Genomic DNA, 23,022 nt, shown 5'->3' on the forward strand with positions numbered 1-23,022 from the left:
GCTCAGTCATCCCACAGGCGGCCCGGCAGGCGCAGGGTGATCTCCTGCGGGACGAACTCGGAGCCGCGGACCACCCAGTCCCTGAACGCCGAGCGGAGGGCCCCCGCAACGGGGCCCCTCCGCGGCGTCGGACGGTCAGCCCCGCCAGTGGTAGAACTCGCGGGCCACCGCGTCCTGCGGCGACTTCCAGGTCGCCGGGTCGTACGGCTTGATGTAGGCCCGCAGGTCGTCGCTGATCTGCCGGAACCCGGGCAGCTCCGGACCCTTGCGCAGCGCCGCCGTCGGGTCGTCGGCGAACTCGATGACGTGCAGGTAGAGGTCGTTGAGCGAGTAGAGCGAGCGCGCCCGGACCCCCAGGTCGTGGGGGAGCGAGGTGGCGTCGGAGGCCGCGAAGATCTGGGCCACCGACTGCTGCGCGTCGGGCTGGATCTTGGCGACGATCACGGTGCGGTTCATGCGGTTCCCCCTAGCGCGAAGATGCCGGCGAGGTGCGCGTCCAGCGCCGCCGGGTCGACCGGTGCGGTGCGGAACCCGACGTGCCCGTCGGGGCGGATCAGGTACGCGGCGGTGCCGCGCAGGCCGTACGCGGAGCGGAAGCCGCCGTGCGTGTCCCGCAGCATCGGCAGGTCGAGCCCGTCCGGCACGGTGGCGTCCGGCGCGGCCAGGACGTAGACGTTGACGAACCCGCGGACCTTCTCGGCCAGCTTCTCGAAGCCCGCGAAGTCCGCCTCCGTGGTGCCGCCGTCCGCGTACGCGAGCAGGGTGTGCCCGGTGCCGCGGGTCAGCTCGAACAGCCGCACCCCGTGACCCACCCCGAAGCGCCGCAGGTCGTGCACGTCGGGCGCCCGGTCGCCCGGCCGCGGCCCGCCGTCGAACTGCTCGCCGTGCTCGCCGACCAGCGCGCTGCCCGCGTAGCTCAGCGTCATCTGCATCTCGAGCAGGAACTGCTCGCGCTCGTCGTCCATGTCCATCTCGTCGGTGAACGCGATCTTCACCGCGCGGTCGACGATCGCCTTGCCGGCCGGGCGCCGCTCGGCCTCGTAGCTCTCCAGCAGGGCGGGCGCCGCGTCGCCGCGGACCGCGAGGGCCAGCTTCCAGCCCAAGTTCCAGGCGTCCTGGATGCCGGTGTTCATGCCCTGGCCGCCGGCCGGCGGGTGCAGGTGGGCGGCGTCGCCGGCGACGAACACCCGGCCGTCGCGGTAACGGTCGACGATGCCGTGCTTGATCCGGAAGATCGACGCCCAGCGCAGGTTGGTCGCCGTCGTTCCCGACGGGGCGAGCTGGTCCAGCACGACCTGGACGTCGGCCAGCGAGGGCGGGTCGTACTCGGCGGAGAAGCCCGGCGGGATCGGGTTCGAGCCGATCTCGGCCTGCAGGCGCGGCGACGCGAGCGTGGCCACCCGCCAGCGGTTGCGACCCTTGAGCGGCACGCAGACGAGCATGCCCTTCATCTCGTCGTCCTCGACCTCGATGAAGCGCAGCAGGTGCCCTTCCGGCATCGTCCAGTCGAGGTCGACGTCGGCCAGCATGAACAGCTGCGGGAACATGCCCATGCCGCCCTCGAAGGTCAGCCCGAGCTTCTGCCGCACGGTGCTGTGCGCGCCGTCGGCGCCCACGAGGTACTGCGCCCGCACGGTCTCCGCGCGGCCGTCGGCGCCCAGCAGGTAGGCGGTCACGCCGTCGGCGTCCTGCGTGAACTCCTTGAGCTCGACGCCGCGCTCGACCCGCACCCCGTGCCCGGCGAGGCACTTGGTCAGGATCGCCTCGGTCTCGTACTGGGGGAGACCGACGTGCGCGTACGGCAGGTCGGGCAGGTCCCAGTCGACCTGGTGGGTCTGCCGGCCGTTGACGAACACGGTCTGGCCGTGCAGCCAGATGCCCGCGTCCATCGCCTCCCGGGCGACGCCGATGTTCTCCCAGATCTCCATCGTCCGGCACTGCACGCCGATCGCCTTGTCGGCGGTGCCGTTGTCGTCGGGCCGCTTCTCGACCAGCCGGCAGGCGACGCCGCGCCGGGCCAGCTCGATCGCCGCCGTCAGGCCGGCCGGGCCCGCGCCCACGACGAGCACGTCGGTTGAACTGTCCACAGCAGACCTCTCGTTGGGCACGGCCGCCGGCGCCGGCTTCGGCGCCTGCTCCCGCGACGGCTCCGGCTGGCGCGAAGGCTGGGGTTGCGGCCGCGGTGCCTGAACCACGACCCCCGGCTGGGGGCTCTCCTCCGGCCGGGCCACGATGTGGTACGTCGCCCGCTCGAAGTTCTCGCAGATGTACTGGATGAGCGGCGCGGTCTGGTCCAGATGGGACTGGTCGTCCGTCCAGGCGTTGAACGACGCCTCGTCCAGCCACTCCGCGAAGATGTGGTAGGTCCCGGTGCCCGGCTCGCGCAGCAGTTCCTCCCGCACGTGCCCGGGCGTGCCGCGCATCCGCTCGGCCACCTTGCGGTAGGCCTTCTCGTACGCGGCCTCCTCGCCCTCGGCCACGGTCACGGTGACCCGCACCCGGATCCGCGGGCCGTGGCCGATCACGGTCTGCAGCAGGTCGTACGTGCTCTTCTCGCCCGACTCCCGCAAATCCCGCAGCGCCGCGGTGAGCGTCTCCCGGGCCGCGCTGGGCCCGAACGCGTCGAGCGCCTCCTGGTCGCGCCAGTCGCTGATGATCAGGAAGGTCCGCGGGTCCTCCGCGTCCCGGATCAGCTCCTGGCGCAGGCTGCCCGGCACCCGGCTGATCTCGTCTGCGGCGACCCGCCAGGCGGCCTCGAACGCCTCGGCGCAGCCCTCCCGGGCCCGCATCCGTAGAATCGTCCGAACTGGACTGTCATCCGGCATCGCGCAGACCTTCCTCCCGGTGCCGCCGCAGGACGACGGAGCTGTTGAAACCACCGAACCCGCGCGCGTTGACCAGCACCACGTCGGCGTCGAGCCGGCGCGGCTCGCGCACGAGGTCCAGGTCGTGGCCGGGCCGGGCGAGGTTGCCCACCGCCGGCACGACGCCGTCCCGCAGGGCCAGCAGCGCGGTCGCCACGGTCAGCGCCGCACCGCCCGAGCAGAGCCGGCCGACGAACCCCTGCGGCGCGCTGACCGGCACGGGCCGGCCGAACACCGCGCGGATCGCCCGCGCCTCCAGGGCGTCCAGCGCCGGCGTGCCGGCGCCGTCGGCCATCACGAACCCGACCTCGTCGGGCGTGACACCCGCGTCGGCGAGCGCCTTGCGCATCGCCCGCTCCAGTTGCGCGGAGTCCGGCGCGGGCCGGTCCGGGTGGTACGCGTCGTGCGTCGCCGCGTAGCCGGCGATCTCGCCGTAGATCTGTCGCGCTCCGCGCACCGACGCGGTCGTGGCGTCCTCGACCACCAGCACCGCGCCGCCCTCGCCGGGCACCCAGCCGTCGGCGTCGGCGTCGAACGGCCGGTAGCCGCGCTGCGACAGCAGGCCGCTGGTGCGCTGGCATACGATGGCGTACGGCGACAGCGGCGCCTCGGTGCCGCCCGCGATCACGGTCGGCGTCCCGCGCCGGATGACCCGCCGGGCCGCGCCCAGGCTGTCCAGGCCGCCGGCGCCCTCGGAGACCAGCACCTGGTTGGGACCCTTCGTCCCGTGCAGGATCGAGGTCTGCCCGACGCTCGCGGCATAGAACCAGGCGATCGACTGGTACGCGGTGACCGCGCGCCGCCCCTGGCTCCACAGTGCCTGGATCTCCCGCTGGCCGAACTCGTTGCCGCCGGAGCCGCTGGCGAGCACGACCGAGGTGGCGTACGGGTCGTGCGCCGCCGGGTCGTACTTGGCGTCGTCGAGCGCCTGCCGGGTCGCGGCCAGCGACATCCAGGTCCATTTGTCGGTCTGGATGATCAGCCGTGGGTCGACGGCGCCCTCGGCCTGGAAACCGGCCACCCGCCCGGCCAGCGTGCCGTCCCGGCTGTCCACCCGCACCTCACCGGCCAGTGTGGAGCGCCAGTGCTCCTCGGCCGACAGGCCGCTCGGCGCCACGACGCCGATCCCGGTGACCACCGCCCGCGTCATGAGGTCCACCTCTTCAAGACAGCGGCGGACTGGAAGCCGCCGAATCCGCTACCCACGGACAGCGCGACGTCGATCCGCTGCTCCCGCGCGTTCTTGGGCACGTAGTCCAGGTCGCACTCGGGATCCTTGTTCTCCAGGTTCGCGGTCGGCGGGACCACGCCGTAACGGATCGCCAGCACGCAGGCGGCCAGCTCGATCGCGCCGATCGCGCCCAGCGAGTGGCCGACCATCGACTTGATCGAGCTGACCGGGACGTCGTACGCGTGCTGCCCGAGGCTCCGCTTGAACGCCGCCGTCTCGTGCCGGTCGTTCTGCTTCGTCCCGGAGCCGTGCGCGTTGACGTAGCTGACCGCGGTCGGGTCGAGCCGCGCCTGGTCGAGCGCCTCGGTGATCGCCTCCGCCATCTCCAGGCCGTCCGGCCGCAGGCCGGTCATGTGGAAGGCGTTGCTGCGGTTGGCGAACCCGCCGACCTCGCAGAAGATCTCCGCGCCGCGGCGGCGGGCGTGCTCGAGCTCCTCGAGGATCAGCACGGCACCGCCCTCGCCCATCACGAAGCCGTCCCGGGTCGCGTCGAACGGCCGGGACGCGTGCTCCGGGTCGTCGTTGCGCGCCGAGGTGGCCCGGATCGCGTCGAAGCACGCCATCGAGATCGGCGAGATCGGCGCGTCGGCCGCACCCGCGATCACGACGTCGGCGTCGCCGTCCTCGATGAGCTGGTGGCCGTGGCCGATCGCGTCCAGGCCCGAGGTGCACCCGGTCGAGATCACCGCGGCCGGGCCGTGCGCCCCGAACCGGCAGGCGACCTCGGCGGCCGCGCTGCTCGGCACCAGGGCCTGGTAGAGGAACCGGCTGCCGTAGCGCTCCTCGACCTCCCACAGCCGCCCGTGGTCGCTGACGGTGACGTACTCGTCCTCGAGCCGGGTCGTGGCGCCGACCGCGCTGCCGATGCTCACCGCCAGGTTGTCCCGGTCGACGGCCGCGAGGTCCAGCCCGCTCTCGGCGAGGGCCTCGTCGGCCGCCGCCAGGGCGAACTGGGTGAACCGGTCGCTGCGGTGGATCTCCTGCGGGGTCAGCCCGGCCGCCCGCGGGTCGAAGTCGCACTCGGCCGCGATCTGCGAGCGGAACTCGGCGGGGTCGAAGAACGTGATCCGCCGCGTGGCCGTGCGCCCGGCGGTCAGCATGTCCCAGAACGCGCTCCGGGTGACCCCGCCGGGCGCGACCACCCCGACGCCCGTCACGACCGTGCGACGGCTCATGGTGCGCTCCCCGGCAGCACTTCGGTGTCCACGTGCCCGAGCTCCGGCCGGGGCGCCAGCGGGCCCAGCGCGAAGACCAGGAACGCCGGCTCGGGGCCGTCGTTCATCAGCCGGTGCTTGACCCCGAGCGGGATGTGCACGCCCTCGTTGGCGCGCAGCGGCAGCTCCCGCCCGTCGAGCCGGACGGTGATCCCGCCGGAGACACAGAACAGGAACTCCTCCGAGTACGGGTGCCAGTGCTCGGTCACCACCTCGGCCGGCGCGAGCCGCAGCGTGCCCATGAAGCCCGCGGTCGACCCCACGGTGGCCGGCGACAGGATGACGCGGATGTCGCCGCCGCGCCGCCGGTTGCTGGGAACGTCCTCGATGGACACCGTCTTGACCGCGCGCTGCGGCCTGCTCGGCCCGCCGATCCCGTGCAGGGCCAGCCTCTCGACCTTGTCCTTGATGACGTCCATCTGGACCGCGGTGTTGGCGTTGATCCGGTCGGTCATGGCGGCCGTGTCGATCGGGGCGTCGGGGCGCATCCGGAAGTCCTGGATCCAGCGCATCCGGGTGCCCTTGCCCTCGGTCTCGTAGAGCCATTCGATGTTCATGAACTCGAACGGCCCCGGCTCGACCCGGCGGGCGACGACCCGGCGGGCCGCCTTGTCGGGCGTGCGCTCCGAGACCCAGCTCCACACCTTGCCGTTCTCGTCGGGGTGCATCGCGAGCCGGAACCGCACGGTGTCGCCGGACCGCTCGAGGATCTCGGCGGACGCGTACTCGGTGAACAGCTCGGGCCACTTCTCGACGTCGTTGGTCGCGTCCCAGACGACGTCGATCGGCGCCTCGATGAGGACGGAGTTGTCGACGTGTCCGATCGTGGGTGCGCTCATGCCGCCACCTCCCTGCGGTCGGCGGAGCAAGAGCGCCGGCGGCTGAGTTGACTGCGCTCGCTTCGCTCGCTCATGCCGCCGGCTCCCCGTCCCGCTCCAGGCGCTCGTTGATGGCCGTGGTCATCTCGCCGACGGTGAACGCCAGCGGGCGGTCGTCGGGCAGCTCGAAGCCGTACATCGCCTGCAGTTCCGACTGCAGCTGGAGGAAGGCCAGCGAGTCCAGGCCGAGGTCGCCGAACGTCTTGTCCGGGTCGGCCGTACGCATGTCCGACGGCAGCCCGACCTTCGTGACCAGCAGCTGCATCAGGTCGTCGATGGAGTACCTCATGATTCCTCCCGTGGGTGCGATGCGGTGAGCCGGTCGACGAGCGAGGTGTCGTGCGTACCGGCGACGAAGAGCGGGTGGTCCAACGCGGTGAGCAGGAAATCGCGGTTGGTGCTGATGCCCGGGCCCTCGACGGACAGCTCGGCGAGGGCCCGGCGCATCCGCGCCAGGGCCTGGGGGCGGTCCGGCGCCCAGACACAGACCTTGGCGAGCAAGGGGTCGTACGCCGCGGAGATCCGACCGCCGGCGACGGCGGCGGTGTCGACGCGGACGAACGGGCCGCCCGGCAGGTGCAGCCCGGTCAGCGGGCCCGGGGTCGGCAGGAAGCCGCGGGCCGGGTCCTCGGCGTTGATCCGGCACTCGATCGCCCAGCCACGGGCGGCGAGCTCCTCCTGGGACACGTCGAGCCGCTCGCCCGCCGCGATCCGGAGCTGTTCGCGGACGAGGTCGACGCCGTGGGTCAGCTCCGTCACCGGGTGCTCGACCTGGATCCGGCAGTTGACCTCCATGAAGTAGAACCGGCTCTGGTCGTCGACGAGGAACTCGACGGTGCCGGCGCCCACGTACCCGGCCGCCAGCAGGCCCCGTACCGCCGCATGGCCCATCTGCTCGACCAGCCCGCGCGGCAGGCCGGGCGCCGGCGCCTCCTCGATGATCTTCTGGCGGCGGCGCTGCACCGAGCAGTCCCGCTGGCCCAGGTGCACCCCGTTGCCGTGGCTGTCGCAGAGCACCTGGACCTCGACGTGCCGCGCGGCGGGCAGGTAGCGCTCGACGTAGACCCGGTCGTCGCCGAACAGCGACTGCGCCGTGCTGCGGATCTCCCGGTACTGCCGCGGCAGGTCGTCCGGCTCGTGGACCACCTGCATGCCGCGCCCGCCGCCGCCGGCGACCGCCTTGACGATGACCGGGTAGCCGATGTCCGCGGCGACCTTCGCGACCGCCTCCGCGTCGCCGACCGGCTCGATCGTGCCGGGCAGCAGCGGCAGCCCGGCGTCGGCCATCGCCGCGCGGGCGGTGGACTTGTCGCCCAGCCGGTCGATCACAGCCGGGGGAGGGCCGACGAACGTCAGCCCCTCGGCCTCGCACGCCTCGGCGAAGTCGGCCTGCTCCGACAGGAAACCGTAGCCGGGGTGGATCGCCTCGGCGCCGGTCTGGCGGGCGGCCTCCATGATCGCGGGCAGGTAGAGGTAGCTGTGCCGGGCAGGCCCCGGCCCGATGCACACCGCCTGGTCCGCGAAGCGGACGACGGCGCTGTCCCGGTCCTCGGTGGAGTACACGGCGGCCACGCGCAGGCCCATCTCGCGGCACGTACGGGCGACCCGCAGCGCGATCTCGCCCCGGTTGGCGATCAGCACGGTGTTGAACACGGCGACCTCCTAGGCGGCCTCGGGGTCGATGGTCATGAGCCGTTCGCCGAACTCGACGGCGGCGCCGTCGGCGACGTGCAGGGCCACCACCCTGCCGTCGGCGTCGGCCTCGACCGGGATCATCAACTTCATCGCCTCGACGATCCCCACCTGCTGGCCCCGCCGGACCTGGTCCCCTTCGGACACGAAGGGCGTCGCACCGGGTTCCGGGGCACGGTAGAACGTGCCGACGATGGGCGCGCTGACGCCGACGCCGGGCGGGGCGACCGGCGCCTGCTCCACAGGCGCCGGCGGCGGCGCGTCGGCCGCGGGTGCGGGTGCGGCCGACGGTGCCTGCTGCTCCGTCCACTCCATCTCGACGACGACGTCGCCCGCCCGGATCCGCAGCGCGCGGGGCCGGTGGCCGAGGTCGGCGAGGAGCGACTGCGCGCTGCGGCGGACCTCGTCGAGGGCCTCCGCGAGGGGCGCGGTGCCCGGTTCGATCGTTGCCGTCACTGGGATCCTCCTTGGCTGAGCGCGTCCGGTGCGGGTTGCGCGCCGAACCGGCGGAAACGGGCCCGCCGCTCGGCTACCAGGCGCGCGGGGTCGCGCGAGGCGAGGTCCTCGAGCTCGGCCCGGATCGCGGCGCGGACCAGGGCGGCCGCGGCGGTCTGGTCCGACTCGGCACCGCCCGGCGGCTCCGGCACCACGCCGTCGACCACGCCGAGGGACAGCAGCGAGCGGGGGTCGACGCGCAGCGCCCGGGCCGCGGCGGGGGCCGCGGCCGCGTCCTTCCACAGGATCGCCGCGCAGCCCTCCGGGCTGATCACCGTGTAGATCGCGTTCTCCATGATCAGGACCCGGTCGGCGACGGCGATGGCCAGCGCCCCGCCGCTGCACCCCTCGCCGGTGACGACCGTGACCAGCGGGACCGGCAGCGCGCCCATCAGGCGGATCGTCTCCGCGATCACGGTCGCCTGACCCTGCAGCTCGGCGTCCAGCCCCGGGTAGGCGCCCGGCGTGTCCACGAGCGTCACCACCGGCAGCCCCCACTTGGCGGCGAGCCGCATCAGCCGGGCCGCCTTGCGGTAGCCGGCCGGGTTCGGCATGCCGAAGTTGTGTGCCGCCAGGTCGGCGGGCGTGTGGCCCTTCTCGTGCCCGATCACCACGACGGGCTCGCGGCCGAGCCGGCCCACCCCGCCGACGATCGCGGGGCAGTCGCCGCCCACCCGGTCGCCGTGCAGCTCCTCGAAGTCGTCGAGGATCATCCGGATGTAGTCCGATGTGGTTGGTCGCCCAAGGTGCCGGGCCCGGCGCACCGCGTCCCAGGCGTCCTGCTCCGGCACCTGCTCGGGTGCGCGGATCACCACCTGCTCCGCCGGGCAGATGTCGGCGGCCGTGTCCCGGCGCGTGCCGATCGAGAGCAGCCGGCCCAGTCGCTCGCGCAGCTGCCCGCGCGGGCTGACGAGGTCGACGAAGCCGCGCTCCAGCAGGAACTCGGCCGTCTGGAACCCCGGCGGCAGCTCCTGCTTGATGGTCTGCGCGATCACCCGCGGCCCCGCGAAGCCGAACCGCGCGCCGGGCTCCGCGATCACGACATCACCCAGCATCGCGTACGAGGCCGCCACGCCCCCGTACGTCGGGTCGGTGATGACGCAGGCCGTGACCAGACCCGCCTCGTCGAGTTGCTGCATCGCCTGGGCCGTCTTGGCCATCTGCATCAGCCCGACCACGCCCTCCTGCATCCGCACGCCGCCGGAGGCGGTGACGAGCACGAGGGGCAGGCGCTCGGCCAGGGCGGTCTCGGCGGCCCGCGTGATCAGCTCGCCGACGGCGCCGCTCAGGCTGCCGCCCATGAACCGGAAGTCCATCGCCGCCGCCACGGCCGGTGTGTCCGCGATGGACAGTCGAGCGCAGATCACCGCCTCGGGCATCCCGGTGGCCGCGCGGGCCTGGGCCAGCCGGTCCGCGTACGGGCTGCCGTCGCTGAACTCCAGCGGGTCGTCCGACCGGACGTCGATGTCCAGCAACCGCAGCGAGTCCCGGTCGGCGAGCAGGTCGAGCCACTGCTGCGCGGTCAGCGGGAAACAGCCGCCGCACTGCGGGCAGACGCCGTGGTTGCGGGCCAGCCGCTTGGCGTAGACGACGGCGCGGCAGTGCCGGCAGAGCGCCCAGTCCCGGCTCATCGGGCCACCTCTCCCTCGACCAGGAACAGCGCGCCCGCCTCGTCGAGGTAGCCGAGGTCGCCGGTGCGCAGCCAACCGTCCGGGTCGGTCATCGCGGTGGCCACCTGGGGCCCGCGGACCTTCACCTGGCCGGGCTTGCCGCTCTCGCCGACGACGTGGCAGTCGGTGTCGGCCACGGGCCAGCCGACGGAGCCGGCGGTCGGGCCGTCGAGGCGGTCGCAGTGGGTCAGCGGGCCGCCGGCGGGGCCGTACCACTGCACCAGCGGCGCCCCGACCCGGTTGGCCAGACGCAGCGCCGCGGCCGGGGTCAGGCTGGCACCGCTGGCGAGCACCGCGCGGACGGTCGACGTGCGGGGGTGCGTCTCGCGGGGGTCGGCGGCCAGCTTGGCCAGCGGCGCCGGCAGGCCGCAGTAGTGCGTCGCCGCCTCGCGCCCGGCCAGGGTGACGCCACCGGCCGGGTCCGGGTCCGCGCAGAGCACCTGGGTGGCCGCCGCGTGCACGGCGGCGTTGAGGTACACCTGTTCGTACGTCGGCAACTGGTTGACCACGGTGGAGCCCGGCTCGAAGCCGTAGGCCCGGGCGGCCTGTGCGGCACCGACGGTGAGGTTGCGGTGGGTCAGCGGCACCAGGTCGGGGCGCACCCGCAGGCAGGCGACGGCGTCGAGGTCCGGGCCGCCCGCCGCCCGGCGCCCGGTGTGGGCGCGGGCCAGCGCGGCCACGGTCCGGCCGCCGTGCTCGCCCGGCTGGTCCAGGTAGATCACGGTCAGGTCGTCCCGCTCGATCCGCACGCGGCGCAGGCGGTCGGCCATGCCCGCGGTGGCCACCAGCACCGTGATGCCGGCCCGTTCGATCACCTGGTCGAGCGCGTCCTCGGTGGGATCGACGACGGCGCAGACGTGCCCGGCCCGCACGGTGCCGTAGTAGGCGACCGGGAACGCGGGATGCAGGGCGGCGGTGACACCCACGACGGTGCCGGGGCGGTGGCGCCGCAGGGCGGCGGCGAACCCGTCCGCCGCGCGGTCCAGGTCGCCGTAGGACAGCACGTGGGCACCGTGGCGGATCGCGGCCCGCGTGGGTGCGACCGCAGCGGCCCGCCGCAGCAACCCGTCCAGCGGCAGAGCCTGGGGTTTGGCTTCGGGCACGACGGGCTCCTTCAGGCCGGCTGTCTTACGGCCCTCCGACCGTCGCAGTTGTCCACTTGAGCCCGCCTGGAATGTCGCTGGAGTCCGCGAAATGCCTTTCATAATCGTACGATCAAGACCGAAAAGGTGAGTCATGTCGTGTTCGCACTTTAAGGTTCTTCACAGCGACGGTCGTACGGGGGCGCGATGATCTACCACGTTCTTGGTCCGCTGCTGGTGAAACCGGGCCCCGCGGATCAGCTGACCGCGCCGAAGCAACGCAAGGTGCTCGCGCTGCTCCTCCTGCACGCCAACCTGGTCGTGCCGGTCGAGACGCTGATCGCCGAGCTGTGGGGCTGCGAGCCGCCGGCCAGCGCGCAGACGACGCTGCAGACCTACATCCTCAAGATCCGCCGCATGCTCGGGCGTACGCTCTCCGCCTGCCCGGAGCGGGTGGCCAACGAGATCCTGGTGACCGCGTCCGGCGGCTACCGCCTCAACGTCGGGCCGGGGGAGCTGGACCTGCACGAGTACGAGCGGCTGGCCGCCGCCGGCCGGGCCGCGCTCGCCGCCGGCGACGACGTCTCGGGCTCCCGCCTGGTGCGCGAGGCGCTCGCGCTCTGGAAGGGCGGGGCGCTGGTCGACGTGCGCCCGGGCCCGGTGCTCCAGGCCGAGGTGCAGCGCCTGGAGGAGGGCCGGCTCGCGCTCTGGCGCCAGCGGATCGAGGCGGAGCTGCGGCTCGACCGGCACCAGGCGGTGCTGGGGGAGCTGGGCTGGCTGGCGGCCCGGCACCCGCTCAACGAGGACCTGCAGGCGCAGTACATGGTGGCCCTGTACCGGGCGGGCCGGCGCACCGACGCGCTGGAGGCGTTCCACCGGCTGCGCGGCACCCTCCAGGACGACCTGGGCCTCGAGCCGTCCCACCGCGTCCAGCGCCTGCAGCACGCGATCCTGACCGCGGACCCGTCCCTGGACGACCTCGACCTGGCGGTCGCCCGCGCCTGACTTCCCACCCGACGTCGTCCGCAGCAGTTCGCCCGCGGATGACGTAATAGAGGGGGAGGAGGTGCGCGTGGACCGCACGGAGTTCGAGGAGTTCGTGTCGGCGTCCCTGCCGGCGCTGACCCGCTATGCCCGGGCGCTGGCCGGTGATCCGCAGGACGCGCAGGACCTCGTGCAGGACGCGCTGCTGCGGGTCTGGCGGGCGTGGCCGGCCGTACGCCGCGACGGGAACCCGCTGGCGTACGCGAAGACCGTCCTCGTGCGGCTGCACATCGGCGCCCTGCGGCGGCTCCGGCGCCGGCTGGCTCCTGGCCCGGCATTGCCCGCGGCCGTGCCGGCGTCGGCGGTCGAGCGGGTCGACGACCAGCACCACCTGCGCGGCCTGCTGCGCACCCTCCCGCCGGTGCAGCGGGCGGTGCTCGTCCTCACCTACCTCGAAGACTGCGACGACCGGACCATCGCCGCCGCGCTGCGCCGGCAGCCGTCGAGCATCCGGGCCGCCCGCAGCCGCGCCCTCGCCCGGCTGCGCGAGCTGGAGCTCGCCGCGTCGTCCCGAGCGGAAGGGCTGCTTCCCCATGCGTGACCTCGAGGAACGGCTGCGCGCCGAGCTGGGCCGCGACACCCCGGAGCCGGCAGTGGGCGCTTCCGACGTGCTCGCGCACGTCTACGCCCGGCAGCGGGCGAGCATCGTCCGGCGTACCGTCGCCGCCGCGTCCCTGGCTGTCGCGGTGGCGATCGGGGTGCCGGTCGTGGTCGCGGGTACGGGCGACGACCCGGTCAACCTCCCGCCACCGGCGACGCAACCGGCCACGACGCCGCCGGCGAGCACGCCGCACGTGCCGCTCGGCAACCCGCCGCCGCGGACGACGGCCTTCCCGGGCGTGCCGTCCTACCTGACGATCACCGACACCCCACCCGACCCGCCGCACCGGATGCCGACCGGCGCCGCGACCCGGTTCTGGGTGGGCGACGCCGGCAGCCCGGTGGCGGGCTTGGTCTGGGTCCGGCAACCGAGCGAACCGTTCGGCCTGCCGGGGACGGTCGTCGAGTTGCCGCGCGGCATCGGCGGCGACACGCGGGCGCTCGTCACCGACGACCCAGGGAAGGACGTGACGCACATGCGGACCTACGACCCGAGCGGCGACCAGGACTTCGTGCTCGTCCACGGGGGCGACACCAGCGCCCGCCTCCAGGTCATCCGCTCGATCCTGGCCGGACTGCGTTAGGCGCGCCCGCTCCTGAGGCCCTTGGCCTGCGCGGAGACGGCCTCGAGAAGAGCGGTGAGGGCCGGCGCCGGCGGGGTGTCCCGCGTGACCAGGGCCAGGCGGCGCATCAGGCGCGTCTCGGCGACGTCGCGGACGGCGATCGCCGGGTCGTCCCGGGGCAGCGTCAGAGGCGGCAGCAGGGCGACGGCCGCGCCGGCCCGGACGAGCTCGAGCTGGACGTCGGCGTCGTTGGAGCGGTGCCGCAGGTCGGGCTCGTAGCCACCGAGGGAGCGGCAGGTGCCGATGACCATCGCCTGGTGGCCGGTGCCGTCGGCCGACGCCGTCCAGATCTCGTCGCGGAGCCGGGCGATCGCGACCGGTCGCCCGGTGAGCCCCGCCAGCGGATGCCGCCTCGGCAGCACCAGCTTGAGCGGCTCCTCGTGCAGCGGCGCGAAGCGCAGCCCGGCGGGGCGCGGGCGGGGGTGGCCGTCGTACTCGTCGCCGATCACCACGTCGACCGCGCCCAGCCGCAGGCCCGGCAGCGCCTGTTCGAGCTCGAGCTCGAAGATCTCCACCCGGACCCGGGGGTGGGCCGTCATCATGCCCGCCACGGCCGGGATCAGCAGGCGGCGGGCGGCCGACTGCAGCCCGCCGGCCCGGACCGTGCCGCGGACGTCGCCGCCCAGCGCGGCCAGGTCGGCCTCGGCCGCCTCGGCGGCGGCCAGCAGCACGCGGGAGTGGTGGGCGAGGAGGCGGCCGGCGTCGGTCAGGCGTACGCCCCGCCCGGCCTTCTCGAACAGCGGCGTGCCGGCGTCCTTCTCGAGCAGGGTGAGCTGCTGCGAGACCGCCGACGGGCTGTAGCCGAGCGCCGTGGCGACCGCGGCCAGGGTGCCGCGCTCCTCGAGCTCGCGCAGGAAGCGCAGGCGGCGCAGGTCGAACATGCGGAAATGCTAACGGGTACACTCCATAAACCGTCACTGGACCTGACGAGTCGCGTACCCGATGCTCGACGGTGTGGGTCCGCTTCTGTGTCTGCTCTCGGCCGCCTGCTTCGGCGCCATGTCCATCTTCGGCACGTTCGCCTACGACGAGGGCGTCTCGACCGGCGCGCTGCTGCTGGTGCGGTTCGGTCTCGCGGCGGCGGTGCTGGTGGCGCTGCTGATCGCGCGGCCGTCGCTGCGTCGACTGCCCGACGCTCCCGCGGCGCCCTCGATGTCGCGCCGGCGCGCGGTGGCGATCGCCTTCGGTCTCGGCGCCATCGGGTACGCGGCCCAGGCCGGCCTGTTCTTCTCGGCGCTGCACCGCCTGGACGCGTCGCTGCTCTCGCTGATCCTCTACACATTCCCGGTCCTGGTCACCGTGACCGCGGTGCTGCTGGGCCGGGAACGCCTGACGGGCCCGCGCCTGCTGGCGCTGACGGCGGCCTCGGGCGGCACGCTGCTGGTGCTGCTCGGGGCCGGTGGCGGCAGCTTCGACGCGCTGGGGGCGCTGCTGGCCTTCGGCGCCGCTGTCGTCTACACCGTGTACATCCTGGTCTCCGACACCGTCGTGCACCGGCTGCCGCCGCTCGTGCTGGCCGCGCTGGTGATGACCGGGGCCGCGGTCACGATCGGGGTGTACGCCGCGGTCACCGGCGGGGTCGACCTCAGCTTCCCGCCGGCCGGCTGGTTCTGGCTGGCCTGCATCGCGGTCGTCTCGACGGTGCTGGCGATGCTGCTGTTCTTCGCGGGCCTGCGCCGCACAGGCCCGTCGACGACGGCGATCCTGTCGACCTTCGAGCCGGTGGTGACAACGGCCTTGGCGGCGCTGACGCTGGGGGAGTTCCTGCGGCCGATCCAGTTGGCGGGCGGGGTGCTGGTGCTGTCGTCGGTGGTGATCCTGCGGATGCGCCGTCAGGACCCGTCGAGGCGGCGCCGGAGCAGGTCGCGCAGGGGGATCGAGTCGCCGTCGCGGCCGCCCTCGCCCACGACCAGCGGCGCCGGACCCGGTTCGGGGCGCACGCCGGACAGCCTCGACCGGACCGAGTTGGACGTGGTGAGCAGGTAGAACAGGCCGTCGGTGCCGACGGCGACGCTGCGCCGCCGGTCGAGGTACCAGCCCCGCAGGCCGGTGCGGTAGCGGACGTTGCCGCGGTGGGCGGGCGCGGTCAACGCCTCGGGCGCGATCCCGCGGGCCTCGGCGTCGGCGACGAACCGCGCGATCAGTGCGGCGGCCTGCTCCGCCTCGCGCGCCTTGCGGTCACGCTGAGCCCGGTCGTGCGCCTCGATGGCCAGCCGGCGCTGCTCGCGCCAGTCCTCGTCCGTACCCACGCGTCGGACCCTATATCGGTCGCGTGCCGCGACGGCGGGCCGCGAGAATCGCCGACGTGGTTCCGGTGCTCTGGCTCTACGGCCCGCCCGGGGTCGGCAAGGGGCGCGGTGCGTGGTGGTGCCGGGGGTGGTCGACGCGGCCCGCGGGGTCCCGTCCCTGCGGCACGGCGCCGTCACGGCGGTCCGGCTGCGCGCCGAGCCGGCCGACCTGCGGCGCCGGATCGCCGCCCGGCACCGGCCGCTCGACCGGCTCGACCCGGTGCTGCGCGAGGCGGCGGACGCCCGCCTCAGGGCGGCCAACCTGGCCGCGCTGTGGTCGACCTTCCACGCCCGCGGTGCGCGCCGGACGGTGGTCGTCGGTCACGTCGTCGACGTCCCGGCCTATCGGGCGGCCGCCGAGGCCGAAGCGCTGGAACGCGCCGGTCTCGGCGACCACCGCGTCGACACCGGCGGCCGCCCCGTGCCGGAGATCGTCGACGAGATCCTCAGGAGGTGGCCGACGGGACCCGGTCCAGGAAGCCCAGCACCTGGGTGAGCCGGCCGGTGTCGTCCGTGGTCACCACGTCGAAGCCCGCGATCGGGGCCTGCCCGCCTTCCGGGCCCAGCTCCCAGGTGAAGCGGGCCTGGTCGTGGTGGCCGTCGACCGGGCCCGCCAGCCGGAACGTCATGCCCGGGAACTGGCCCTGGACCGCGGCGACCGTGGCGTCGATCGCGTCCCGGCCCTCGGCGACCGCCAGCGGGTCGACGTAGCGGGCGTCGGGCGCCCACAGCTCGTCGATGCGCGCGCGGCGCTCCGCCGGGTCGGTCTCGTTCCAGATCGCGATGTAGCGCTCCGCCAAGGTGTCGTACGTCGTGGTCATCGTGCTCTCCTTCGTCGCTGTCTGATGGGAGAGATGGTTGCCGGCGGCAGGTCATGGTGTCGATTACCTCGCAGGTAATGGCCGCCGGGCCGGATCGGTCATTAAGGTCGGTGGGTGTGACGACCGCTGGGCACCTGCTGCGTGACTGGCGCCGCACCCGCCGGATGAGCCAGTTGGACCTGTCCATCGAGGCGGGGATATCGACGCGGCACCTGAGCTTCGTCGAGACCGGCCGGTCCCGGCCCAGCCCCGAGATGATCCTGCGGCTCGCCGAGCGGCTCGACATCCCGCTGGCCGAGCGCAACACGATCCTGCTCGCGGGCGGCCACGCGCCCGCCTTCCCCGGCCACGACGTCGACGATCCCGCGCTCGCGCAGGTGCGAGCCGCGGCGCGGCAGATCCTCGACGGGCACAGCCCCAACCCGGCCGCGCTGATCGACCGGCACTGGCACCTCGTCGAGGCCAACGCGGCCATCGCGCTCTTCACCGCGGGCGCCGCGCCGGAGCTGTTGGCGCCGCCGGTCAACGTGCTGCGGCTCAGCCTGCACCCGGACGGCATGGCACCGCGGATCGGCAACCTGCCCGAGTGGCGGGCGCATCTGCTCGACCGGTTGCGGCGACAGGCGGCGGCGACCAACGACTCCACATTGTACGACCTGCACGCGGAGCTGAGCGGCTATCCCGGCGGCGGCGCCGAGGTCGTGACCGGGCCGAGCGTGGTCGTGCCGCTGCGCTACCGGGAGCTGTCCTTCCTCAGCACCACGACGCTGTTCGGCACGCCACTGGACGTGACGGTCGCGGGCCTGGCCGTCGAGTCCTTCTTCCCGGCGGACGCCGCGACCGCCCGCGCGCTGGCCTGACCCCGGCCGCGGGTGCCGTCGCGGCCGGGGGTCAGGTGCGCGTCGCTAGCGGTCGCCCCGGTCGGCGACGAAGGCCGCGATCCAGGCCAGCGGCGCGTTCCAGTTGATGGTCAGCTCGTTGGTCGACCACGACTCGATGTCGTCGATGTAGCAGAACTGCGGCGCGCAGCCCTGCAGCTTCTGCTGGGCCACCGGGTCCTGGATGGACGAGTTCGGGCCGCCGGACAGCGTGCCCCGCGGCGGGTTCGGCAGGTCGGGGTTGAGCTGGTTCGCGTACCACCGGCTGTGCTGGTTCTCCGACGCCACCTCGCCGTAACCGGTCACATAGGACTGGTTGAGCGCGTTGCGGCCGAGGATGTAGTCCATCGTCTCCAGCACGCCGTCGCGGTACCGGTCCTTGTGGGTGAGGTCGTACGCCGCCGCCAGGACGACCGCGTTGTTGAGGATCAGGTTGTTCGAGCCCCAGTCGTAGGTGTTCTCGGCGGGGGCGTACGGAATCCCGTACGGGTGGGCCCGCTGCGTCGCGAGGTAGCGGTCGGCGCCCGCGACCACCGATGCGCGCACCCGGTGCCGGTCGGGCAGCTTGTTCGGCAGCATCGCCAGTTGCAGCCGGCCGAGCTGCGCAGTGTGGCCCCAGTCGAACCCGCGGTCGCGCCAGATGTCGCCGGTGTGGTGCGGCGAGGCGAGGATCGCGTCCCTGAACTCCCGCTCGCCCGTCGTGATGTACAGCTCGGCGGCCGCCCAGTAGAACTCGTCGGTCACGTCGTCGTCGTTGTAGGCACCGCCACCGACGCCGTCGGCCGGGTCGGCATAGCGCGCCGGGTCGGCCTTCGCCGCCGCCCAGGCCGCCTTCGCCGCGGCCAGGTTCCGCTGCGCGAAGCGCTTGTCGAACGGCTTGAACACCCGCGCCGCCTGCGCGGCCGTCGCGGCCAGGTTGAGCGTCGCCGCGGTCGAGACCGGGTGCAGCTCACGCGGCTGCGGGTCCAGGTGCGGCAGCAGCGGCAGGCCCGTCCACGCGGCGTCGTGGATCTTGTGGTGCGCCATCCCCGCGTGCGGGCGGCCCGCCGGCACCTGCATCCTCAGCAGGAACTCCTGCTCCCACCGGGCCTCGTCGAGGATGTCCGGCACCCGGTTGCCAGTCTCCGGGATGGACAGTGAGCCGGCGGTGCGGGACCGCTCGTACGTGCTCATCAGCTGGTGCACGGAGATGCCGCCGTTGACGACGTACTTGCCGTGGTCGCCGGCGTCGTACCAGCCGCCGGAGACGTCGAGCCGGTAGTCACAGACGCCCGGTTGGCAGGGCACACTGGTGTCGCCCTGGTTGGGCGCGACACCGACGTGCCCGGCGGGTCGCCCGTAGCCGGGCCGCAACGCGTCGTCGATCGCGATCCCGCTGCGCTGCGTGTAGTAGAACTTCAACGCGTCGAGCCGCAGCCGCTCGTAGAAGTCGCTGCCGATGTCGAACGGCCGGCTCGTCTCGCCGTCGGCGACGAGCGCGAATCCGCTGCCTTTCCGCGCGTACCCGCTGAAGTCGATCGTCTGTACATTCTGGCCGGACGACACGTCGACCCCGCGCGGCGTGGAGGTGCCCGCTGCCACGGTGCGGCCCGCGGCGTTCTTCAACTGCCACGGCAGGGCGGTGGTGGCGTCGGTGACGACGGTCGCCTTCTTGGGCCCGTGCAGCAGGTAGCCCACCTGGTTGACCCGCACCCGCGGCCCGGTGTCGGGTTCGTACACCTCGGGCTCGGCGCCGCCGCGCAACGAGATGTTGTCGAGACAGATCCGCCAGGGGTCGGCGCTGCCACCGATCTGGAAGGCGACCTGCGCGTTGGGCAGACTGACGGACGAGGTGAACGTGTACGTGTAGTCGTTGCCCGACACACTCAACTCGGGACTGGCGGACAGATACTGGGTGTACGGATCGACGGGAAGCTGGATGAGGGCCTTGCCGACCTTGGCCGGGGTGGCGGTGCCGAAGAACCGGAACGCGTAGGTCTCACCGGCGACCAGGGGCACGTTGTCGTAGCCGATGATGGCGTCCCAGGGGTTGACGGTCCCGCCGGGAACATCGGCACAGAGCTGCCCGCTGCTGGAGTCGAGGGTGAGATTGCCGGTCGCCCACCAGGGCGCGTGCCCGCTGTCGAACGTGCCGTTGGAGATCTGCTCGGGCCCTTCGGCCCCGGCCGGCGCGCCGGCCAACAAGGTGCCACCCAACACGACGACACCGACGGCCGCTGTCCGCCGCCGCCAGGAACGAGACGAAACCACAACAGTCCTTCCGATGGAGGGGGACGGAACATCGAAGGATATGAGATCACTGGGAGCGCTCCCAATGCCTCGGATGCTGGCACCCGGTGCGCCATATGTCAATGCCTCGATCACGGATCCCCGACCGCTGCGCTCGTGGTTCGCTGTCGGCGAACGATCTCCGCTAGGCCCCACGACCGCGCGGGCGTTACCGTCGACGTGGGCAGTGCGCCTGCCCGCGCCACGTGCGGCCGCCCACGCCGGTCGTCGACCATGGCCAAGAGGCTTCGACTCAGCGCCCTCGTTCCGCGCGGCTTCGTCGCGTCCTGGATCGGGGCGCGTGGGGCCCCGCGATGGGCGGCAAGCGATGTTCGAACGGTTCACTGACCGGTCCCGGCGGGTGGTCATCCTGGCGCAGGAAGAGGCCCGGGTCTTCAACCACGCGTCGATCGGCACCGAGCACCTCCTGCTCGGCATCCTCAAGGAGGGCGAGAACGCCGGCGCGCGGGCGCTGACCCGGATCGGCCTCTCGCTGGTCAGCGTGCGGCAGCAGGTCGAGGAGGTCGTCGGCGCCGGCGGGCAGCCGGCCGGCGGGCACATCCCGTTCACGCCGCGGGCCCGGCGGGTGCTGGAGCTCGCCCTGCGCGAGGCGCTGCAGCTCGGGCACGGGCACATCGGGCCCGAGCACCTGCTGCTCGGCCTGGTCCGCGACGGCGGCGGCGTGGGCGCCCAGGTGCTCGCGGGCCTCGGCGCCGACGCGCCGGCGGTGCGGCGGGCCGTGATCGAGGTGCTCGCGGTCAAGGACGACGACGGCCCGCCGCCGGGCAGCGCCGTGCTCGACCAGTTCGGCACCAACCTCACCGACGCCGCCCGCGGCGGCACGCTCGACCCCGTCGTCGGCCGCGCGAGCGAGATCCAGCGGATCATCCGCGTGCTCTGCCGCCGCACCAAGAACAACCCGGTGCTGCTCGGCGAGCCCGGCGTCGGCAAGACCGCGGCCGTCGAAGGGCTCGCCCAGCTCGTCGCCGCCGGGGACGTGCCGAACCGGCTGCGCGGCAAGCAGCTCTACACGCTGGACCTCGGCGCCCTGGTCGCCGGCTCGCGGTACCGCGGCGACTTCGAGGAGCGGCTCCGCAAGGTGATCAAGGAGGTACGCGGCCGCGACGACATCATCCTGTTCGTCGACGAGATCCACACGATCGTCGGCGCCGGGGCGGCCGAGGGGGCGTCGGACGCCGCGTCCATCCTGAAGCCGTTGCTCGCCCGGGGCGACCTGCAGCTCATCGGCGCGACGACGACCGACGAGTACCGGCGAATCCTGACCCGCGACCCCGCCCTCGAGCGCCGCTTCCAGCCGGTGGCGCTCGGCGAGCCGACCGTCGCACAGACCGTCGACATCCTCGTCGGGCTGCGGCGCCACTACGAGGCGCACCACGGGGTCGCCTTCACGGACGCCGCCCTGAGCGCGGCCGCTACGCTGGCCGACCGTTATGTCGCCGACCGGTTCCTGCCGGACAAGGCGATCGACCTGATCGACGAGGCGGGCGTCCGAACCCAGTTGCGCGGGGGTACGGAGGTCGGGGAGGACGACGTCGCCGAGGTGCTGGCCGACTGGGTGGGCGTGCCGGTGCGGCCGCTTTCCGCGGGCGAGACCGCCCGCCTCACCGCGATGGAGGCTCAGCTGTGCCGGCGGGTGGTCGGGCAGGACGAGGCGGTCGGTGCGGTCGCGCGCGCGGTGCGCCGTACCCGTGCGGGTCTGCAGGATCCCCGCCGGCCCGCCGGATCGCTCGTGTTCGCCGGACCCACCGGCGTCGGCAAGACGGACCTGTGCCGGGCCCTCGCGGAGTTCCTGTTCGGCAGCGACGACGCGCTGATCCAGCTCGACATGTCGGAGTTCCACGACCGGCACACCGTGGCCCGGCTGGTCGGCGCGCCGCCCGGCTACGTCGGCCACGACGAGGGCGGGCAGCTCACCGAGCGGGTCCGCCGCCGGCCGTTCTCGGTCGTGCTCTTCGACGAGGTGGAGAAGGCGCACCCGGACGTGCTGCTGACCCTGCTGCAGATCCTGGAGGACGGCGCGCTGACCGACGGTCAGGGCCGCAAGGTGGACTTCCGGAACACGGTGGTCATCCTCACGACCAACCTCGGCACGCGGGGCGGCGGCCCGCTCGGCTTCGGCGGATCCATGGTGGACGATCAGCGGGTACGCGCGGAGCTGCGCCGCCATTTCCCGCCGGAGCTGCTCAACCGGATCGACGAGACCGTCGTCTTCCGGCACCTGGGTGATTGCGACCTACTGGCGATCGCCGACCTCATGCTGGACCGGGTGGCGCGCCGCCTGGCCGCCCGCGAGATGACGCTGGTGGTCACCGACGCGGCGACGGCGCACCTGGTGCGGCAGGGATCCGACCCGGAGTACGGCGCGCGGCCGCTGCGGCGGGCGATCCAGACCTCGGTGGAGGACGCGTTGTCGGAGCGGATCCTGCTGGAGGAGCTGCGGCCCGGCCAGACGGTGGTGGTCGACCTCGGCGACGCGGACCTGTCGTTCCGGGTCGAGGAGCCGGTCGGTCAGGCGGGGTAAGGGCTTTCCTGCCGGGGCGGCACCACCATGTCGCCGGGCCGCACCCGCCGCGGCCCGGCGGCACCGTCCAGCCAGACGTCGTAGCCGACGGGCGGCCCGGTCCGCGCGGCCCAGCACAGCCCGACCACGGACCCGGCGGCGCCGCCGACCCGGACCCGGGTGCCGGGCGCGTGCCCGTCGTCGGCGACGACGAGCAGGGCGTCGAGGATCTGCCGTACGCCGGTCCAGGGTGCGCCGGCCTCGTCGCGGAAGGCGCGGAAGGCCTTCCGCAGGCCGGCCTGGCCGGTCGCGGTCAGTGCGCCGTCGACGCGGTCCCAGAGGATCGTCCAGTCGCCGTCCAGCAGCCGGCGGGCGGCCCGGTCGAGGTCGGCGCAGACCAGGTCGACGGCGGTCTCCTCGGCGGTCTCGGCGGCCCAGGCGCGCTCGCCGGCGACCGGCGCGCCGTCGGCGGCGACGAGGTAGAGCATGGCCAGCAGGGCGACCCGGCCGCGACCGCCGTAGAAGCCGGCGGAGGGTGGGAACCGCTCCGCGAGATGCCGTGCGCGGCCGCCGGGTAGGCGGGCGGCCCGCCGCGCGTCGGACAGCCGCACGGTGACCGGTCGGGCGGCGCGGGCGCCGAGCGACCAGCGGCCGTCGCCGCGGATCGCGAGTGGATAGACGGTGCGCCCGAAGTCGCCGCGCAGCTCGCCGGCGCCGAGCCCGGCCGCGGCGACCTGCCGGGCGGCGACCGAGTAGGCCACACCGGCGTGCGCGGCGTGGGCCCGGACCAGGCGCTTGCGCGCCCGCCCGGAACGGGGACGCCGGCGCGACAGCTCCTCGGTCATGGCGCTCC

The 23,022-nt window shown here is 73.7% G+C and carries 20 protein-coding genes and 2 pseudogenes; 7 read left to right on the forward strand and 15 right to left on the reverse strand.

Annotated elements, in window-relative coordinates:
* Positions 1 to 135: 135 nt before the first annotated feature.
* The 10 genes and pseudogenes from Asi02nite_RS05890 to Asi02nite_RS05935 all read right to left on the reverse strand — a co-directional run bounded on the left by Asi02nite_RS05890 (position 136) and on the right by Asi02nite_RS05935 (position 11,147).
* Positions 136 to 456 (reverse strand): TcmI family type II polyketide cyclase, encoded by a 321-nt coding sequence (locus tag Asi02nite_RS05890; protein WP_203711115.1) that lies wholly within the window; start codon positions 454 to 456, stop codon positions 136 to 138.
* Positions 453 to 2,825, reverse strand: coding sequence for an FAD-dependent oxidoreductase (locus Asi02nite_RS05895; protein ID WP_275410273.1), 2,373 nt, complete (start codon positions 2,823 to 2,825; stop codon positions 453 to 455). Before Asi02nite_RS05895 ends, Asi02nite_RS05890 begins: the two co-directional genes overlap by 4 nt.
* Complete coding sequence (locus Asi02nite_RS05900) at positions 2,815 to 4,014, reverse strand: beta-ketoacyl synthase N-terminal-like domain-containing protein (protein WP_203711117.1); 1,200 nt, start codon at positions 4,012 to 4,014, stop codon at positions 2,815 to 2,817. Before Asi02nite_RS05900 ends, Asi02nite_RS05895 begins: the two co-directional genes overlap by 11 nt.
* The gene (locus Asi02nite_RS05905) at positions 4,011 to 5,270 is read right to left on the reverse strand and encodes a beta-ketoacyl-[acyl-carrier-protein] synthase family protein (RefSeq protein ID WP_203711118.1); all 1,260 of its coding nucleotides are present in this window, start codon (positions 5,268 to 5,270) and stop codon (positions 4,011 to 4,013) included. The genes Asi02nite_RS05900 and Asi02nite_RS05905 overlap by 4 nt, the downstream gene beginning before the upstream one ends.
* Positions 5,267 to 5,644, reverse strand: a complete 378-nt coding sequence (locus Asi02nite_RS41420; protein WP_239126520.1) for a cupin domain-containing protein — start codon at positions 5,642 to 5,644, stop codon at positions 5,267 to 5,269. Before Asi02nite_RS41420 ends, Asi02nite_RS05905 begins: the two co-directional genes overlap by 4 nt.
* Before the next feature lie 33 nt (positions 5,645 to 5,677).
* A pseudogene (locus Asi02nite_RS42680) lies at positions 5,678 to 6,476 on the reverse strand (SRPBCC family protein); the annotation flags it as partial.
* Positions 6,473 to 7,840, reverse strand: a complete 1,368-nt coding sequence (locus Asi02nite_RS05920; RefSeq protein ID WP_203711120.1) for an acetyl-CoA carboxylase biotin carboxylase subunit — start codon at positions 7,838 to 7,840, stop codon at positions 6,473 to 6,475. The pseudogene Asi02nite_RS42680 and the gene Asi02nite_RS05920, both read right to left, overlap by 4 nt.
* Positions 7,841 to 7,849: 9 nt before the next feature.
* Entirely contained in the window at positions 7,850 to 8,335 is a 486-nt protein-coding gene (locus Asi02nite_RS05925) for an acetyl-CoA carboxylase biotin carboxyl carrier protein (protein WP_239126510.1), read from the reverse strand.
* Positions 8,332 to 10,005 carry an acetyl-CoA carboxylase carboxyltransferase subunit alpha/beta gene (gene accA / locus Asi02nite_RS05930; RefSeq protein WP_203711121.1) on the reverse strand — a complete coding sequence of 558 codons (1,674 nt, stop codon included), beginning with the start codon at positions 10,003 to 10,005 and terminating at the stop codon, positions 8,332 to 8,334. The genes Asi02nite_RS05925 and accA overlap by 4 nt, the downstream gene beginning before the upstream one ends.
* Positions 10,002 to 11,147, reverse strand: a complete 1,146-nt coding sequence (locus Asi02nite_RS05935) for a class I adenylate-forming enzyme family protein (RefSeq protein WP_203711122.1) — start codon at positions 11,145 to 11,147, stop codon at positions 10,002 to 10,004. The genes accA and Asi02nite_RS05935 overlap by 4 nt, the downstream gene beginning before the upstream one ends.
* Before the next feature lie 186 nt (positions 11,148 to 11,333).
* Here Asi02nite_RS05935 and Asi02nite_RS05940 point away from each other — a divergent pair, with 186 nt between their 5' ends.
* From Asi02nite_RS05940 to Asi02nite_RS05950, 3 genes are all read left to right on the forward strand, one after another.
* Positions 11,334 to 12,131 (forward strand): AfsR/SARP family transcriptional regulator, encoded by a 798-nt coding sequence (locus tag Asi02nite_RS05940; RefSeq protein WP_203711123.1) that lies wholly within the window; start codon positions 11,334 to 11,336, stop codon positions 12,129 to 12,131.
* Positions 12,132 to 12,198: 67 nt separating this feature from the next.
* Positions 12,199 to 12,711 carry a sigma-70 family RNA polymerase sigma factor gene (locus tag Asi02nite_RS05945; protein ID WP_203711124.1) on the forward strand — a complete coding sequence of 171 codons (513 nt, stop codon included), beginning with the start codon at positions 12,199 to 12,201 and terminating at the stop codon, positions 12,709 to 12,711.
* The gene (locus Asi02nite_RS05950) at positions 12,704 to 13,354 is read left to right on the forward strand and encodes a hypothetical protein (RefSeq protein WP_203711125.1); all 651 of its coding nucleotides are present in this window, start codon (positions 12,704 to 12,706) and stop codon (positions 13,352 to 13,354) included. Before Asi02nite_RS05945 ends, Asi02nite_RS05950 begins: the two co-directional genes overlap by 8 nt.
* On the opposite strand, the gene Asi02nite_RS05955 is transcribed toward Asi02nite_RS05950, so the two are convergent.
* Positions 13,351 to 14,274: a LysR family transcriptional regulator gene (locus Asi02nite_RS05955; protein WP_203711126.1), complete on the reverse strand. Its 924-nt coding sequence runs from the start codon at positions 14,272 to 14,274 to the stop codon at positions 13,351 to 13,353. The genes Asi02nite_RS05950 and Asi02nite_RS05955 overlap by 4 nt on opposite strands.
* Positions 14,275 to 14,335: 61 nt before the next feature.
* Between Asi02nite_RS05955 and Asi02nite_RS05960 the strand changes: the two are divergent.
* A pseudogene (locus tag Asi02nite_RS05960) lies at positions 14,336 to 15,202 on the forward strand (DMT family transporter); the annotation flags it as partial.
* A gap of 23 nt (positions 15,203 to 15,225) precedes the next feature.
* Here Asi02nite_RS05960 and Asi02nite_RS05965 read toward each other — a convergent pair.
* Positions 15,226 to 15,642: a hypothetical protein gene (locus Asi02nite_RS05965; protein WP_203711127.1), complete on the reverse strand. Its 417-nt coding sequence runs from the start codon at positions 15,640 to 15,642 to the stop codon at positions 15,226 to 15,228.
* A gap of 112 nt (positions 15,643 to 15,754) precedes the next feature.
* Between Asi02nite_RS05965 and Asi02nite_RS05970 the strand changes: the two genes are divergently transcribed.
* Positions 15,755 to 16,177, forward strand: a complete 423-nt coding sequence (locus Asi02nite_RS05970; RefSeq protein ID WP_203711128.1) for a hypothetical protein — start codon at positions 15,755 to 15,757, stop codon at positions 16,175 to 16,177.
* Here the strand turns inward: Asi02nite_RS05970 and Asi02nite_RS05975 are convergent.
* On the reverse strand, positions 16,128 to 16,502 hold the full coding sequence (locus Asi02nite_RS05975; protein ID WP_203711129.1) for a nuclear transport factor 2 family protein: 375 nt from the start codon (positions 16,500 to 16,502) through the stop codon (positions 16,128 to 16,130). The two genes, Asi02nite_RS05970 and Asi02nite_RS05975, sit on opposite strands and share 50 nt — an antisense overlap.
* A gap of 77 nt (positions 16,503 to 16,579) precedes the next feature.
* Here Asi02nite_RS05975 and Asi02nite_RS05980 point away from each other — a divergent pair, with 77 nt between their 5' ends.
* Positions 16,580 to 17,362 (forward strand): helix-turn-helix domain-containing protein, encoded by a 783-nt coding sequence (locus Asi02nite_RS05980; RefSeq protein WP_203711173.1) that lies wholly within the window; start codon positions 16,580 to 16,582, stop codon positions 17,360 to 17,362.
* 45 nt (positions 17,363 to 17,407) lie between these two features.
* On the opposite strand, the gene Asi02nite_RS05985 is transcribed toward Asi02nite_RS05980, so the two are convergent.
* Positions 17,408 to 19,630, reverse strand: a complete 2,223-nt coding sequence (locus Asi02nite_RS05985; protein WP_373312165.1) for a glycoside hydrolase family 9 protein — start codon at positions 19,628 to 19,630, stop codon at positions 17,408 to 17,410.
* Positions 19,631 to 19,976: 346 nt separating this feature from the next.
* Between Asi02nite_RS05985 and Asi02nite_RS05990 the strand changes: the two genes are divergently transcribed.
* The gene (locus Asi02nite_RS05990; RefSeq protein WP_203711131.1) at positions 19,977 to 22,190 is read left to right on the forward strand and encodes an ATP-dependent Clp protease ATP-binding subunit; all 2,214 of its coding nucleotides are present in this window, start codon (positions 19,977 to 19,979) and stop codon (positions 22,188 to 22,190) included.
* Here the strand turns inward: Asi02nite_RS05990 and Asi02nite_RS05995 are convergent.
* Complete coding sequence (locus Asi02nite_RS05995) at positions 22,178 to 23,014, reverse strand: hypothetical protein (RefSeq protein WP_203711132.1); 837 nt, start codon at positions 23,012 to 23,014, stop codon at positions 22,178 to 22,180. The two genes, Asi02nite_RS05990 and Asi02nite_RS05995, sit on opposite strands and share 13 nt — an antisense overlap.
* Positions 23,015 to 23,022: the final 8 nt, after the last annotated feature.

Origin of the sequence: Asanoa siamensis (genome assembly GCF_016862555.1) — a bacterium.
Lineage (GTDB): Bacteria > Actinomycetota > Actinomycetes > Mycobacteriales > Micromonosporaceae > Asanoa > Asanoa siamensis.